Origin of the sequence: Schaalia odontolytica (assembly GCF_024584435.1) — a bacterium.
Lineage (GTDB): Bacteria > Actinomycetota > Actinomycetes > Actinomycetales > Actinomycetaceae > Pauljensenia.
In genome coordinates, this window is the sequence record NZ_CP102197.1 from 18,714 (window position 1) to 32,996 (window position 14,283).

The 14,283-nt window shown below is 67.6% G+C and carries 10 protein-coding genes; 7 read left to right on the forward strand and 3 right to left on the reverse strand.

From position 1 onward, the window contains the following. Positions 1-66: 66 nt before the first annotated feature. From metG to NQK35_RS00090, 3 genes are all read left to right on the forward strand, one after another. A complete protein-coding gene (gene metG / locus NQK35_RS00080; RefSeq protein WP_257114152.1) occupies positions 67-1,908 on the forward strand; it encodes a methionine--tRNA ligase in 1,842 nt (613 codons plus the stop codon). A 100-nt stretch (positions 1,909-2,008) separates the two neighbouring features. Next, a complete protein-coding gene (locus NQK35_RS00085) occupies positions 2,009-3,478 on the forward strand; it encodes a glycoside hydrolase family 32 protein (protein ID WP_257114153.1) in 1,470 nt (489 codons plus the stop codon). Positions 3,479-3,675: 197 nt separating this feature from the next. Beyond that, a complete protein-coding gene (locus tag NQK35_RS00090; RefSeq protein WP_257114154.1) occupies positions 3,676-5,724 on the forward strand; it encodes a sucrose-specific PTS transporter subunit IIBC in 2,049 nt (682 codons plus the stop codon). 662 nt (positions 5,725-6,386) lie between these two features. Here the strand turns inward: NQK35_RS00090 and NQK35_RS00095 are convergent. Then, a complete protein-coding gene (locus NQK35_RS00095) occupies positions 6,387-7,412 on the reverse strand; it encodes a LacI family DNA-binding transcriptional regulator (protein WP_257114155.1) in 1,026 nt (341 codons plus the stop codon). 279 nt (positions 7,413-7,691) lie between these two features. Here NQK35_RS00095 and NQK35_RS00100 point away from each other — a divergent pair, with 279 nt between their 5' ends. Next, the gene (locus NQK35_RS00100; RefSeq protein WP_034231100.1) at positions 7,692-7,958 is read left to right on the forward strand and encodes an HPr family phosphocarrier protein; all 267 of its coding nucleotides are present in this window, start codon (positions 7,692-7,694) and stop codon (positions 7,956-7,958) included. 4 nt (positions 7,959-7,962) lie between these two features. Then, positions 7,963-9,645, forward strand: a complete 1,683-nt coding sequence (gene ptsP, locus NQK35_RS00105; protein WP_257114156.1) for a phosphoenolpyruvate--protein phosphotransferase — start codon at positions 7,963-7,965, stop codon at positions 9,643-9,645. A 94-nt stretch (positions 9,646-9,739) separates the two neighbouring features. Here ptsP and NQK35_RS00110 read toward each other — a convergent pair whose 3' ends face one another. Both NQK35_RS00110 and NQK35_RS00115 read right to left on the reverse strand, forming a co-directional pair. After that, positions 9,740-10,435, reverse strand: a complete 696-nt coding sequence (locus tag NQK35_RS00110) for a hypothetical protein (RefSeq protein WP_257114157.1) — start codon at positions 10,433-10,435, stop codon at positions 9,740-9,742. A 15-nt stretch (positions 10,436-10,450) separates the two neighbouring features. Then, the gene (locus NQK35_RS00115; protein WP_257114158.1) at positions 10,451-12,070 is read right to left on the reverse strand and encodes a PspC domain-containing protein; all 1,620 of its coding nucleotides are present in this window, start codon (positions 12,068-12,070) and stop codon (positions 10,451-10,453) included. 257 nt (positions 12,071-12,327) lie between these two features. On the opposite strand from NQK35_RS00115, the gene NQK35_RS00120 reads away from it, so the two are divergent. Together NQK35_RS00120 and NQK35_RS00125 are read left to right on the forward strand one after the other, a co-directional pair. Continuing rightward, positions 12,328-13,518 carry a PspC domain-containing protein gene (locus tag NQK35_RS00120; protein WP_048742381.1) on the forward strand — a complete coding sequence of 397 codons (1,191 nt, stop codon included), beginning with the start codon at positions 12,328-12,330 and terminating at the stop codon, positions 13,516-13,518. Beyond that, positions 13,515-14,165 (forward strand): LuxR C-terminal-related transcriptional regulator, encoded by a 651-nt coding sequence (locus NQK35_RS00125; RefSeq protein ID WP_009212374.1) that lies wholly within the window; start codon positions 13,515-13,517, stop codon positions 14,163-14,165. Before NQK35_RS00120 ends, NQK35_RS00125 begins: the two co-directional genes overlap by 4 nt. Positions 14,166-14,283: the final 118 nt, after the last annotated feature.

Genomic DNA, 14,283 nt, shown 5'->3' on the forward strand with positions numbered 1-14,283 from the left:
TGGAACAGTGGACAGCCATGACGTCGGTTGCCCCTTTGGGGCGCGTACACAGTATTCTTAGGGGCTATGAGTCGTATTCTGTCCGCCGTCGCGTGGCCCTACGCCAACGGCCCCCGTCATATTGGCCACGTCGCGGGATTCGGTGTCCCCTCCGATGTCTTCTCCCGGTACATGCGCATGGCCGGGCACGACGTTCTCATGGTGTCCGGCACCGACGAGCACGGCACGCCGATCCTGGTCGCAGCAGACTCCGCCGGCGTGAGCGCTCGCGAGCTGGCCGACCAGAACAACCGGCTCATCGTCGAGGATCTGGTGGCCCTCGGGCTGTCCTACGACCTCTTCACCCGCACGACCGCCGGCAACCACTACCGTGTCGTCCAGGACATGTTCGCGACCGTGCGCGACAACGGCTACATGATCGAGCAGGTCACCCGCGCTGCCATCTCCCCCTCGACCGGCCGCACCCTGCCCGACCGCTACATCGAGGGCACCTGCCCGATCTGCGGGGCCGAGGGGGCGCGCGGCGACCAGTGCGACAACTGTGGCAACCAGATGGACCCCACCGAGCTTATCAACCCGCACTCGCGGATCAACGGCGAGACCCCGCAGTTCGTGGAGTCCACCCACTACTTCCTCGACCTGCCTGCCCTGGCGCAGGCCCTGTCGGACTGGCTCGACGAGCGCGAGAAGTCCGGCACCTGGCGCCCCAACGTCATCAAGTTCTCCAAGAACTTCCTGGGCGACATCCGCCCGCGCGCGATGACACGCGACATCGACTGGGGCATCCCGGTCCCCGGCTGGGAGGACCAGCCCACCAAGCGTCTGTACGTGTGGTTCGATGCTGTCATCGGCTACCTGAGTGCCTCCATCGAGTGGGCGCGCCGCAGCGGGGACCCGGAGGCGTGGCGCAGGTGGTGGAACGATCCCGAAGCCCTGTCCTACTACTTCATGGGCAAGGACAACATCGTCTTCCACTCCCAGATTTGGCCGGCCGAGCTGCTGGGATACAACGGCCAAGGAGCCAAGGGCGGAAAGCCTGGTGACCTGGGCGTCCTCAACCTGCCAACAGAGGTCGTCTCCTCGGAGTTCCTCACCATGGAAGGAAAGAAGTTCTCCTCCTCCCACGGCATCGTCATCTACGTGCGCGACTTCCTGGAGCGTTACCAGGCCGACGCGCTGCGCTACTTCATCAGCGCCGCCGGCCCGGAAACATCCGACTCGGACTTTACGTGGGCCGAGTTCGTTCGCCGTACCAACGGCGAGCTGGTCGCCGGCTGGGGGAACCTGGTCAACCGCACGGCCTCCATGATCGCTAAGAAGTTTGGGCAGATCCCGACCCCGGGCGAACTGGAGGAGATCGACCGCGCCCTCCTGGACGCCGTCGAGGCCGGATTCGCCACGGTTGGCGACCTCATCCGCCACCACCGGCAGAAGGCCGCCCTGTCGGAGGCGATGCGGCTCGTTGGGGAGGCGAACAAGTACGTCACCGACACCGAGCCTTTCAAGCTCAAGGCCCCCGAACAGCGCGAGCGCCTCGCGACCGTCCTGTGGACCCTCGCCCAGGTGGTCGCGGACCTGAATCTCATGCTCTCTCCGTTCCTGCCCCACGCGGCCAACGACGTCGACCGCGTCATGGGCGGGGAGGGGAGGATCGCCCCCATGCCGCGCATCGAGGAGGTGGCGGAGCTGGACCCGCAGGTGTTGCCCTCGGACTTCGATGGTCGCTCCTCCTACCCGATCATCACGGGCGACTACACGCAGGTTCCGACCTGGGAGCGTCACCCGATCACGCCTGGCACCCCGATCGCCAAGCCCACCCCCGTCTTCGTCAAACTCGACGAGGCAATCGTGGACGAAGAGCTGGCGCGCTACGCGAACGCGCACCCCGACGACGTGACCGGCGCGTAGACAACCGGCACGGCTCCTCGCTTGCCCGAGGAGTGTTCGCGGGGTGGGACGCCAGGGTCCCGCCCCGCGCCCCGCATGCTCCCGATGTTAAGTTGGGTGCATGGCCGAAGACTTTCTCGCGTCTGCCCTCGAAGCCGAGGCCGGCTCGCGCGCCCGCCAAGACCCCGACTACCCCCTCTTCCACGTCGCCCCTCCCGTGGGGCGACTCAACGACCCCAACGGGCTCATCGAGGTGGGGGGCACCTACCACGCGTTCTTCCAGTACACGCCCCAGCATCCGCGCAAGCTCGTCTACTGGGGGCACGCCACGTCCACGGATCTGACCCATTGGGACTACCACGCCCCGGCAATCCTTCCCGACACTCGACAGGATCGCAACGGCGCCTATTCGGGCACCGCGATCGAGGTCGGCGATCACGTGGAACTGTGGTACACCGGCAACTACAAGGACGCTGAGACGGGTGAGCGCGAGGCCACCCAGTGCGTCGTCACGACCCGCGACATGGTCCACTTTGACAAGCACGTGCCGCCGATCATCGGCCGTCAGCCGCGCGGCTACACCGCTCACTTCCGCGACCCCCAGGTGTGGCGAGACGCCGACGGCTCCTACCGGATGCTGCTCGGCGTCCAGCGTGAGAACCTCACCGGCGCCGCACTGCTCTACCGATCGACCGACTTGCGCGCGTGGGAATGCGTCGGGGAGATGACCTTCCCCGACGCCTCGGGTGCATTCGATAGCTTCGGATACATGTGGGAATGCCCGAACCTTGTGCGCCTGAGAGACGAGGAGAGCGGGTGCTCCCGCGACGTCCTCATCTTCTGTCCGCAGGGCATCGCCCCCGAGCGTGAGGGCTTTGAGAACGTCTTCCCGTGCGTGGCCGTCGTCGGAGAGCTTGTCGGCACCGAGTTTCGCGGAGCCGACGGCAGCTTCGAGGAAGTCGATCGCGGCACGGAGTTCTACGCGCCCCAGATCATGGCTCGTTCCTCCTCGTCGCTCTCCGACGCCCCGACGATTCTCCTTGGCTGGGCGGGAAACGCCGGCGAGGACGACCAGCCGTCGATGGCTTCGGGCGGGTGGGTCCACTGCTTCACCGCGCCGCGTGCCCTCAGCCTGCGCTCGGGCCGACTCTTCGCCCGTCCGTACCTCCCCGGCCTTCCGCTCGCCCCGGCGCAGCTGCGCGGGACCCCCGCGGACGAGGACGGAGCGGTAGTCGCGCAGCTGGTGGATTCTCGCTCGTGGCGCCTGGCCTTCGATGCGGCCTACGGTGCGGAGCGGCTGTCGCTGCGCATCGGCGAGGACTCAGGGCTGGAGATCATCCTGGAGGAGCAACGCCTCATCGTCGATCGACAGGGGACGCGCTACCCCCACGGTGGCCGCCGCGTCGTCTCCCTGACGGCGGGGGAGGCCAACCGCGTTGAGGTCGTCCACGACCGCTCCATCACGGAGATCTACCTGGGTGACGGGTCACGCGTGTTCACGACCCGGACGTTCCTGCGCGGAGCGGGGGTCGGTGTGAGGCTCGTCGGCGGGGCGTCCGTGGCGAATCTGCGCTCCGCTTGCGCGGACTGACGCGGCGGCGGTGCGGGTCTGTGGCTCGCGGGCTCGTGTGGGCGGACTCTCAGCCTCTGATCTGAGAAGATGCGCGACAAGCCTTGCGTGAACGAGGCAACAGCACCTACCATGTCAATCGATTGCTACACACCGCCCAGCGCGCTGCGTGACAATGGCGTCGCGCGTGGGATCACAAGAAAGGAATGTGGTCGGCAATGGATCACGCCAAGGTGGCAGGAGAGGTCGTCGACGCGGTCGGCGGAGTCTCAAACATCAGTGCAGCAGCGCACTGCGCGACGCGGCTCCGCCTGGTGATCGCGGACGAATCCAAGATCAACCAGCAGGCCCTCGACGACAATGACGACCTGAAGGGCACGTTCGCCGCCGGCGGCATGTTCCAGATCATTGTCGGTCCCGGCGACGTTGACCAGGTGTACGCCCACATGGTCGCCGACCACGGCGTGCGCGAGGTCTCCAAGGACGAGGCGAAGGAAGAAGCAGAAGCGGGAGGCAATCTCTTCTCCCGCTTCATCAAGATGATCGCCGACATCTTCGTCCCCATCCTCCCGGCCCTGATCGCCGGCGGTCTCCTCATGGCCCTGCACTCGGTCCTCACGGCTGAGGGGCTCTTCGGCGAGAAGTCCGTCGTCCAGATGTACTCGTGGCTGAGTGACTACGACGCGCTCATCAATCTGGTCTCCTCCGCGGCCTTCGCCTCCCTTCCCGTCCTCGTCGGATTCTCCGCGGCGAAGCGATTCGGCGGAAACACCTACCTGGGTGCTGCCATGGGTGCCGCCATGGTCTCCCCCTCGCTCCTGTCCGCCTACTCGATGACGGATGCGGCAGCTGCCGCCAAGTACTGGGCCTACACCGACCAGTCCTCGGTGTGGAACCTGTTCGGCCTGGAGGTCACGAAGGTCGGATACCAGGCGATGGTCATCCCCACCCTGGTCGTCACCTGGATCATGTGCCTCATCGAGAAGAGCCTGCACAAGGTCCTCAAAGGGACGGCGGACTTCCTGCTCACCCCGCTCATCACGCTGCTCATCACCGGCTTCTTGGCATTCGTGGTCGTCGGTCCCGTCACCCGCGAGCTGTCCAACTACCTGACCTACGGCATCAACTGGCTCTACACGTCGCTCGGCCTCTTCGGCGGCCTGATCTTCGGCTTCTTCTACAGCGCGATCGTCGTCACCGGCCTGCACCAGTCCTTCCCGGCGATCGAGATTCCGCTGCTGCCCGCCAACGGTGGCGTCGGCGACTTTATCTTCCCGATCGCCTCCATGGCGAACGTCGCGCAGGGCGCGGCGGCCCTGGCCGTCTTCTTTAAGACCCGCGATGCTAAGCTCAAGGGCCTGGCCGGAGCCGGTGGCGTTTCCGCTGTCTTCGGCATCACCGAACCCGCGATCTTCGGTGTCAACCTGCGCCTGCGTTGGCCCTTCTTCATCGCCATGGGCGCCTCGGCCATCGGCTCCGCGGGCGTCGCCCTGCTGAACGTGCGCGGTCAGGCGCTCGGCGCCGCCGGATTCGTCGGCTTCGTGTCGATCATTCCCAAGTCGATCCCCGCCTACCTGGCCCTCGAGGTCCTGGTCTTCGTCCTGTCCTTTGGGGCGACCCTCGGCTATGCCCTCACGCGAGGCAAGGTCGACATGGGGGGTCGCTCCTCGGCTCCCGCCGCTTCGACGCCCGCGGGTGCAGTCGGCGCCCCCGCCCCGGTCACGGCCGCCCCGGCGACCGCGGGTGCAGTCGGCGCCCCCGCCCCGGCCTCCGCCGCCGCCTCCTTCAGCGACGAGGCCGCAGCGGATCTCTCGGTGACCTCGCCCCTGGCGGGCACCGTCGTCCCGTTGGAACAGGTCAAGGACGAGTCCTTCGCCAAGGGAATGCTCGGCCCCGGCATCGGGATCGAACCCGCCGACGGCCTGGTCGTCGCCCCCTTCGACGGCACCGTCACGGTTGCGTTCCCGACCGGGCACGCCTACGGCATCAAGGCCGCGTCCGGGGTGCAGGTGCTCATCCACGTCGGAATGGACACGGTCAAGCTTGAGGGCAAGGGCTTCACGCCCCGCGTGTCCAAGGGAGACGTCGTGCGTCGTGGTGACGTGCTTGCCGAGGTCGACCTCGACGTGATCCGAGCCGCGGGCTACGAGACCATCACTCCGGTCGTGGTCACGAATAAGAAGAAGTTCGGAGCGGTCGACCCCGTGGCGAGTGGTGAGGTCCGCCGCGGCGACGCGCTGCTGCAGGTTACGCCCAAGGAATCATAAGACCGAGGCGCTCCGAAGTAGCGAGTGTGCGGTATGGGCGTCGTGCCTGTACCGCACACTCGCCTTGTGAGCTGGCGGCCTTGTTCTGTCCTCGTGCAGGCCTGACCTGTGATCGAAGCTGGGCCCCCGAGGAGTGAGCGTTCGCCAGCTATTGCGCACGTTTCCACCTCTTCCCTTCGTGGGCAGCGCCGGCGCTCGGGCGAGCGGGTCACCGCGGGTGACAGCACCGACGCTCGGGTGAGCAGGTCGCTGCGGGTGACAGCACCCACGCTCGGGCGAGCGGGTCACCGCGGGTGACAGCACCGACGCCTGGGCGAGCGGGTCACCGTGGGTGATCATGCGTTTTGTTTGTTGATACCCGCTCGCGGATAGGAAACAATCACGCGGATAGGTTATGAACACGCGGATAGGTTACTAGCCTATCCGCAAGCCGATAATCTATCCGCAAGCGGACAACCTATCCGCGAACGCGTCTGTGCCTCACCCACACAGGGTCTGGACTGTTCCCGGGTCGGCGGAGGCCGGAGAGTTGCCGCTGGCCCTCGCAGGGGGCAAGGAATACTGCGGGTCGGCGGAGGCCGGAGAGTTGCCGCTGGCCCTCGCAGGGGGAAAGGAATACTGCGGGTCGGCGGCAATAGTTGGAAGATTCGCCGCGAGGCCTCTCATGGGGCTAGCGAGCGCCCCCGCAGCAGCGTTCCCGCAAACTCCACGGTGCGGGCAACCCCCGCCCCCGCCTCGTCACGGGGGATGCGTGGAAGGGTTCCATCGATCTGTCCGAGCAGGATCGACACCGCTGCCCGCGCGATCTCCTCGATGGGTTGACGGATCGTCGCCAGGTGCGGGAGGGCACGGCGCATCGTTTCCGTCCCGTCGAAGCCGATGACGGACAAGTCGCCGGGAACCGACAAGTCTCGCGTGTACGCCCATTCAAGGACCTCGGCTCCCGCCAGGTCATCGGTGGCGAAAACGCCGTCAACGGGTTCGAGGGCGTGGGCCTCGTCCAGCGCGTCGCGCACCATCGTGAAGCGCTGGGGTGTTGGGGTATCGAAGGGAACGGTAAGGACCCGTGCGTGCAGTCCCGCCCCCTCCACCTCCGCCCGATAGCCGGCCTCGCGCAGGTTGTGCGGCCCCGAGCGCGAGGTGAGCAGCACCGGATGACGAGAACCCGCCTCCAACAGGGCCCGCGTTGCCGCCGCCCCGGCCTCCTCGTTCGCGCACCGCACGTTCGGGATGGAGGGGCTGAGATCTCGGTCGATCGTCACCAGCGGCATGCGGATAGTGTCGTACTCCTGCAGGCCCTCGTTGTGCGCGCCCGATATGATCCCGTCCACGCGGTTGCCCACCAGCAGGGACAGGTACTCGCGCTCGCGCTCCGCCCGCCCCATCGAGTTGCAGATGAGGATGCGATAGCCCGCCTCGGCCAGGGCGTTCTCAACCTCAACGGCGAGCTCACCGAAGAACGGCAGCGACACCGTCGGCACGATGAGGCCCACCGTCTGGGTGCGCATTCCGTGCAGCGCGCGCGCCAGCGAGTTCGGGCGGTATCCCAGAGTCTCGATCGCGTCCGCGACCCGCCGCTTCGTCTTCTCCGAGAGGTATCCGCGGTTGTTGAGGACCCGCGAGACGGTTGTCAGACTCACTCCGGCGAGTCGCGCAACATCGGCCAGCGTGGGTTCGCGGGAACTCATGCGCGCTTTCCTTTCGTCGGTACCGCACCATTGTAGTCGGCGGCAATCGGGTCGGTCGCGCGTCTGGTCGGCGAGGCCCCGAATCGCCGCCGGTGCCCGCTTGCCTCCGCGGGGACAAGCGGGTCACCCGACGCATGGTTGTTCGTCATTTGTTGAGGTGATGTATCCCATGTGAGCGTCAACGGTATTGGGTTTCCAACGCGCTACAGACACCATACGATGGGGGTCACGGGCACTCGTGTCTCACGATGGACATACCCGCATTCGAAAGGAATGACCATGATTTCTCGCACCGTTGCTATTGGTTCCTCCGTTGGCCTCCACGCGCGTCCCGCTTCCGTCCTCGCCGAGGCCGTCGATGACTCTGGCGTTGACGTGACCATCGCGTTTGGCGGGGAGGAGGCGGACGCCGCGTCGCTCCTCGAGATCATGACGCTGGGCGCCAAGCACGGCGACGTTGTCACCCTGTCCACCGAGGACGATTCCGCGGGCGCGGTGCTCGACTCCCTCGTGGAGCTCCTGTCCCGCGACCTCGACCAGGAGTGAGGCGATGACGACGCACCTTGTCCTGCACGGGATCGGCGTGTCCGCCGGGACCGCTGCCGCCCCTGCCGCGATCGTCCAGCCGGCCCCCGGCGTTGACGCCTCCGAACCCGGCAGCGTTGATGCGGCGGCCGACGGGGCGCGCGTCCGAGACGCCCTTGCGGCCGTTTCCGAGCGCCTGAGCAAGCGCGTTGAGCGCGCCCCCGAGGAGACAAAGGCTGTCCTGAAGGCGACCGCTCAGCTCGCAGGTGACCGCGGACTGGCCAAGGCCATCGACAAGAAGCTGAAGAAGGGCCTCGGGCTCACCCAGGCGGTCCACGACGCGGTCGAGGACTACGCCCAGATGCTGCGCGGCCTCGGCGGCTACATGGCCGAACGCGCCACCGACCTGTATGACGTGCGCGATCGCGTCATCTGTGAGCTGCGGGGCCTTCCCGAGCCCGGCGTTCCCGCCTTCGACGGTCCGGTCGTCCTCGTGGCTCGCGACCTGGCGCCGGCCGAGACCGCGACGCTGGATCCCAAGACGGTGCTGGGAATCATCACCGAAATCGGTGGCCCCACGTCTCACACCGCGATCTTGGCGGCCCAGCTGGGTATCCCCGCGATCGTCAAGGCCGAGGGCATCCTTCAGGTCGAGGAAGGGACGATGCTCGCCATCGACGGCGGCGTCGGCGAGGTGATCATCGCCCCCACCGACGACGAGGTTGCCCTGCTCAAGGAACGGTCGCGTCGGCGTGCTCTCGCCCTGGCGGGATCGACCGGCGAGGGAGCCACCTACGACGGCTACCGCGTCAAGCTGCTGGCCAACATCGGCACGGTCGACGACGCCCTCAACGCGTCGTCCTTCGATCTTGAGGGGTCGGGGCTGTTCCGCACGGAGTTCCTCTTCCTGGAGCGCGCCGAGGCGCCGTCGCTGGAGGAACAGACCGAGACGTACACGAAGGTTCTCCGGGCCTTCGGGACGCGTCGCGTCGTCGTGCGTACGCTCGACGCCGGTGCTGATAAGCCGCTGAGCTTCGCGGATCTGGGCGCCGAGGAGAACCCCGCGCTGGGGCGTCGAGGCCTGCGCCTGTGCCAGGTGCGTGAGGATCTGATCGACACGCAGCTGCAGGCGCTCGCGGCCGCCTACCGGGCCACCGGCGCGGACCTGTGGGTCATGGCGCCCATGGTCTCCACGGCCGATGAAGCGCAGTGGTTTGCGTCGAAGGCGCGGAGCCTGGGCCTGCCCAAGGTCGGCATCATGATCGAGGTGCCCGCCGCCGCCCTGCGTGCGGAGCAGCTCTTGTCGATCGTCGACTTCGCGTCGATCGGAACGAACGATCTGACGCAATACACGATGGCCGCCGACCGACTGGACGGAAGCCTCGCGCGCCTCCTGGACACGTGGCAGCCCGCTGTCCTGGAGATGATTCGTCGCGCCTGCAACGGCGGGCGCGCGACGGGAAAACCCATCGGCGTGTGCGGCGAGGCCGGCGGCGACCCGCTGCTTGCCCTGGTCCTCACGGGCCTGGGGGTTGCCTCCCTGTCGATGGCCCCGACGAAGGTCAATGCCGTGCGAGCCGCCCTGCGCATGCACGACCTGGCCACCTGCCAGCAGATGGCCGCCTTCGCGGTGGACGCGCCCAGCGCGAAGGAGGGCCGCGAGAACGTCATGAAGCTCGTGGCTCCGGCCATGCTGGACCTTCTCTAGGTCAGCCGCGAGCAACGCCAAGCAGGGTGGGCCGGGAACCAACAGGTTCCCGGCCCACCCTGCTTTCAGATGCCCCGAGGGGCGAGAGGGCTCCTCAGCCCTGGCGGATCGAGTCCGCCGCGCCGGCGTTTGCCTGCGCCTTGTGTTCCTGATTCTTGCCGCGGCCCGAGAAGAGAGCGGTAAGAATCAGGACGATTCCGAGCGCTGCGACCCCGGTGATCCCGAGGATCGGCAGGTTAAACGTGGGGATGAATGCCTCGGCGATCAGGAAGAATCCCGTCAGGCACACCAGGGCCGCCCACACGAAGGCCCCGACCCGCACGCCCTTGCTGGGTGCCTCGGGAAGCGTGCGCACGTCGACGGGGCCGCGCGGGGCGCTCCACGTCCGCTGAGTACCAGAGGCGGCGCCGTAGCCGTCGGCCCCTGCCGACGCGCGGGTGTCCCCGTACGTCGGCGCCTCGTCCCCGCCCACCGGGGACGTCTCGCCGGTGGAAGCCGGATCGAAGGCCGTGCGCGAAGCGCCTACGGAATCGGCATGAGGAGAGGCCTGCGCCGCGGAATCCGCCTCGCCTTGCGCGCGCGTCGCGCCCGCAGCGTCAGCGTCTGAGCGAAAGGGATCAGTGGGCATCTGCGCGGTCGGCGCCTCCCGGAAGATCGCGAGCGGATCCGAGACGGGCATCTGCCTCGTCGTGTCCTGCCCTGCCCCCACGAGAGGGGCGGGAGTGGAGGGAAGAGGCGTGGTCGCATCCACGTCGGGCGAGGGCATGGCCTCATCGTTGGGGGTCGTCATGATCGTTTTCCTTTCTCAGTTGCCCGACTGAGAGTCGGAGTGGGTGGCGGAGGGTGACGGGCTAGGTGAGTGGGAGGGGCTTGGCGTGGCGAAAGGCGTGGCGGCGCCCGAACTCCAGGTGTGCGACGTGTCGGGCACCATTGTCAGCTGCAGTGTTTCCAGGTTGGCGTTGTCGTCGATCAGGACGGTGATGCCTCCGAGGCCGGTAGTGCCCCACGAAGGGGAGGTCACCTTCGTGTCGCTTGAGCAGCTCTTGAGGGGAGCCGCCCAGCCGTCGTTTGGGATGTTTGTGGAAACGGAGTCGATTCCCGACTGGCAGATGATCTGTACGGGCTGGCCCTCCGCCACGAGGATGTTCAGGTGAGACCAGGCGCGCCAGCTGACGGTGATCGTCTTGGTTGTTCCCACGGGTGCTCCGCTCAGATCGAGGGTCGTCATGCCAGTGGGGCTCCCGCCCTGCACGGAGTCAGCCTTCCAGTCCAGCATCGTATTTCCTGTCGGATTCACGATCGCGGGTCCCGCCTGCTGGATGCGCCCCTGGACGTTCTCCGTACCGAGGGCAGCCGTGGGCACAGCGAAGAGCATGCCGATGATGGACAGCGCCGTGAGCCAGCCGGCTCCCCGATCTCGCAGGGCTGCGACCGCCAGGGAAAGGCCGACGATCAGCAGGCACGTGCCCCCGCCGATCAGGATGATGCGAGAGAAGGTCGTAGCTTCGTCGGTGCCGCTCACCAGGGGAATCACGTAGCCCTCGGTGGTTGCGTACATCGCCGCGAAGACGGTGGCAAACACGAGGAGGATGAGGCCGGTGATGGCCAGGCTGACGCGTCCGGACACCGTGCGCGGCCGGTGGGTGGGCGCGGGCGGGGGACTCCAGACCCGGGGCGCGGGCCCGCTCGCGGGAGGCGTCCAGCCGGCGCGGGGGGGACGAGGCGAGGCCGGGCCGTGTCCGCCCCGCTGGCTGCCCGCGCCCGCCGGGGGAGCGCCGGGGGCTACTCGGGAGGAGAAAGCCGTGTCTGCCTGACGTGGAGCCGGACCCGCGCCCGGTGCTCCTGCGGCGTGATAAGCTGGGGCGCCCTGAGCGAAGCGGGCTGATGCTCCCGGCGCGCGGTTGGGGCCGGGGGTGCCGTACTGGGGTCCGTTCGGAGTGGACATGCGTGCTCCCGATTTCTGGTTGTTGCTGGAGGCGATCGCGGCGATGCAAATCCCCGCGATGATGAGGGTCGTAAACACGCCCCAACCGATCGCGAAGGAGCCGAATACGCCGACCGAGGGGATGACCGAGAACAGGCCGACGAGGGCGAGGGCCACTCCACCGACGAAGGCGACATCGAAGTTGCCGTTGAAGGTCTCTTCCGCGTGGATGCGACCATCGACTGCCTCGGGCAGGAACATCCACGCCAGTGCGTAGACGATGATGACGACGGGCGCGAAGAACGCCGCCAGGACGGTCAGGACGCGCACGAGCGACAGGTCCCAGCCCGTGCGGGCCGCGATTCCAGAGCACACGCCACCGATGACGCGCGGCTGCGTCCGATACCAGCCCGAGTTTCTCAGGGAATCGAAGAACCCGTTGCTGCGCGGGGGTTGCTGGTGCGTGCCGTTCGGGTCCGAAGGGCCGCTCGACCAACTCATGGTGTACTTCCTCTCGATGGGATCCACAGTCTGCGGATCGATACCACTACTCAACCAAAGCTCCCATCGTGGGCGATAGTAGGGGACCCCCTGAACGCCCCCTGATTACGCTCGGGGTATCCCGGGCAAACCCAGTGACATGCGACAATGGTGGGGTGAGCAGACCAGAGAACTACACCCATCCTGGGTGGACGCCGCCCATCCCGGCGCCGCCTGCTCGTCCCCCTCTCGTGCGCGCCACCTCGTCTAGCCCGGACATGCCCGCGCCCTGGATGGGCGGCGTGTGCTCGGGGCTGGCCGTGCACCTGGGGGCACCCGTCCTGCTCCTGCGATTCCTCATTGCGCTGCTGTCGGTTGTCGGAGTCGGAGTCGTCGTCTACCTGTGGCTGTGGGTGACTGTCCCCGAGGACTCTCCCGAGGCCACCGGATCGGGCACGCTCAGCCCCGGCCTCGTCCGGCTGTCCGAGGAACGGGCAGCGCAGGTGTCACGCAACCGGCTGATCGCCACCGGTGTCGCGTTCCTGGTCGCCGCCGTCGTCTTCATTCTCCTCAACGCCTCTGGAACGATCGATTGGCGTGACCTGGGGGCCATCGTCTCGATCGTCGTTGGCATCGCCCTGGTGTGGAGCCAGAGCCGACAGGTGCGCAAGTGGCGGTCCATCCGTTTCATCGGCGCGGTCGTCGGCGGGATCGGCCTGCTCAGCCTCGGTGTCGTCATGGTGGCCTCGCGTGACAACCCTCCGATCATCCTGCTCCGCGGTGGACTCATCGGTGCCGCCCTCGTCGCCGGAATCCTTTTCGCGCTGGTCCCCATGTGGCTGCGCACGACGAAGGAACTGTCCGAATCGGAGGCGCAGCGCGTGCGCGAGTCGGAGCGCGCGGACATCGCCGCCCACCTGCACGACTCCGTCCTGCAGACCCTCACGCTCATCCGGGCTTCCGCGGAGGATCCCGCGCGGGTGCGCGCAATCGCCCTGACCGAGGAACGCGAGCTGCGCGCCTGGCTCTACACCGGTCACGCCCAGGCCGCCGACTCCCTCGAGGCCGCTGTCACCGAGGCGGTCGTCGGCGTTGAAAGCCGCTACGGCGTACCCGTCAGCGCGGTCGTCGTCGGTGACATGAGGCCAGGTCCCGCCGAACTCGCCCTGGTCGCGGCCCTGGCTGAGGCGTCCCAGAACGCCGTCCGACACGGTGCTCCTCCCGTCTCCGTGTACGTCGAGGTGCGGGGCCGCGTCGTCGAGGCCTTTGTCAAAGACCACGGGGAGGGCTTCGATCCCGGACTCATCGCCGACGACCGCCACGGCGTACGCGACTCGATCGTGGGGCGCATGCGGCGCGTTGGCGGCGAAGCGTCGATTCGCTCCGGGGCGAGGGGCACAGAAATTTCCCTGAGAGTCCCCCGTTCCGATATCCTGGAGGAAACGGCGCCCAACGGGAGGACACAGTGACTATCCGGATTCTTGTCATCGACGATCACCCCATGGTTCGCGCGGGGGTGCGAGCCGAACTGGAAAACTCCGGGGCAGACCTGGAGGTCGTCGGCGACGCCTCCGACGTTGAAGGCGCCGTCGCCGCGTGTCGCGCCCTGCGCCCCGACGTCGCCCTCCTGGACGTGCACCTGCCCGGCGGCAACGGCGGAGGCGGAGCGGAGGTGGCGAGCTCGTGCCGGGACGTCGAGGGGCTCAACTTCCTGGCCCTGTCCGTCTCGGACTCGGCGGAGGACGTGGTCCAGGTCATCCGTGCCGGAGCCCGCGGCTATGTCACCAAGTCGATCTCGACGCCGGATCTCGTGGAGGCCATCGGACGCGTCGCCGCGGGCGACGCCGCCTTCAGCCCCCGCCTGGCGGGCTTCGTCCTCGACGCTTTCGGCACGGGCGAGGTCTCCGCGGCGGACACGGAGCTGGATCTCCTGTCGGCCCGCGAGCAGGAGGTCATGCGGCTCATCGCGCGCGGATACACCTACAAGGAGGTCGCTCACGACCTGTTCATCTCGATCAAGACGGTCGAGACCCACGTGAGCGCCGTTCTGCGCAAGCTCCAGCTGTCCAACCGCAACGAGTTGACCCGCTGGGCCATGCAGCGTCACATTGTGTGAGGTCGGACCTGCTCGGCGTGCCCGCCAGGGGCGGGGGGCGGCCAGTGTGCCTACAATGGAACCCCGAGAGCGCGTAAGCGCCCGACCACCCGGCGGGTGGCCCCCTATGATGCCGCGA

Coding starts and splice junctions, on each gene's coding strand:
- NQK35_RS00085 (WP_257114153.1), top strand. CDS start 2,009: ATGGCCGAAGACTTTCTCGCGTCTGCCCTCGAAGCCGAGGCCGGCTCG.
- NQK35_RS00115 (WP_257114158.1), bottom strand. CDS start 12,070: ATGAGTTGGTCGAGCGGCCCTTCGGACCCGAACGGCACGCACCAGCAA.
- ptsP (WP_257114156.1), top strand. CDS start 7,963: ATGACGACGCACCTTGTCCTGCACGGGATCGGCGTGTCCGCCGGGACC.
- NQK35_RS00100 (WP_034231100.1), top strand. CDS start 7,692: ATGATTTCTCGCACCGTTGCTATTGGTTCCTCCGTTGGCCTCCACGCG.
- NQK35_RS00095 (WP_257114155.1), bottom strand. CDS start 7,412: ATGAGTTCCCGCGAACCCACGCTGGCCGATGTTGCGCGACTCGCCGGA.
- metG (WP_257114152.1), top strand. CDS start 67: ATGAGTCGTATTCTGTCCGCCGTCGCGTGGCCCTACGCCAACGGCCCC.
- NQK35_RS00110 (WP_257114157.1), bottom strand. CDS start 10,435: ATGACGACCCCCAACGATGAGGCCATGCCCTCGCCCGACGTGGATGCG.
- NQK35_RS00120 (WP_048742381.1), top strand. CDS start 12,328: ATGCCCGCGCCCTGGATGGGCGGCGTGTGCTCGGGGCTGGCCGTGCAC.
- NQK35_RS00090 (WP_257114154.1), top strand. CDS start 3,676: ATGGATCACGCCAAGGTGGCAGGAGAGGTCGTCGACGCGGTCGGCGGA.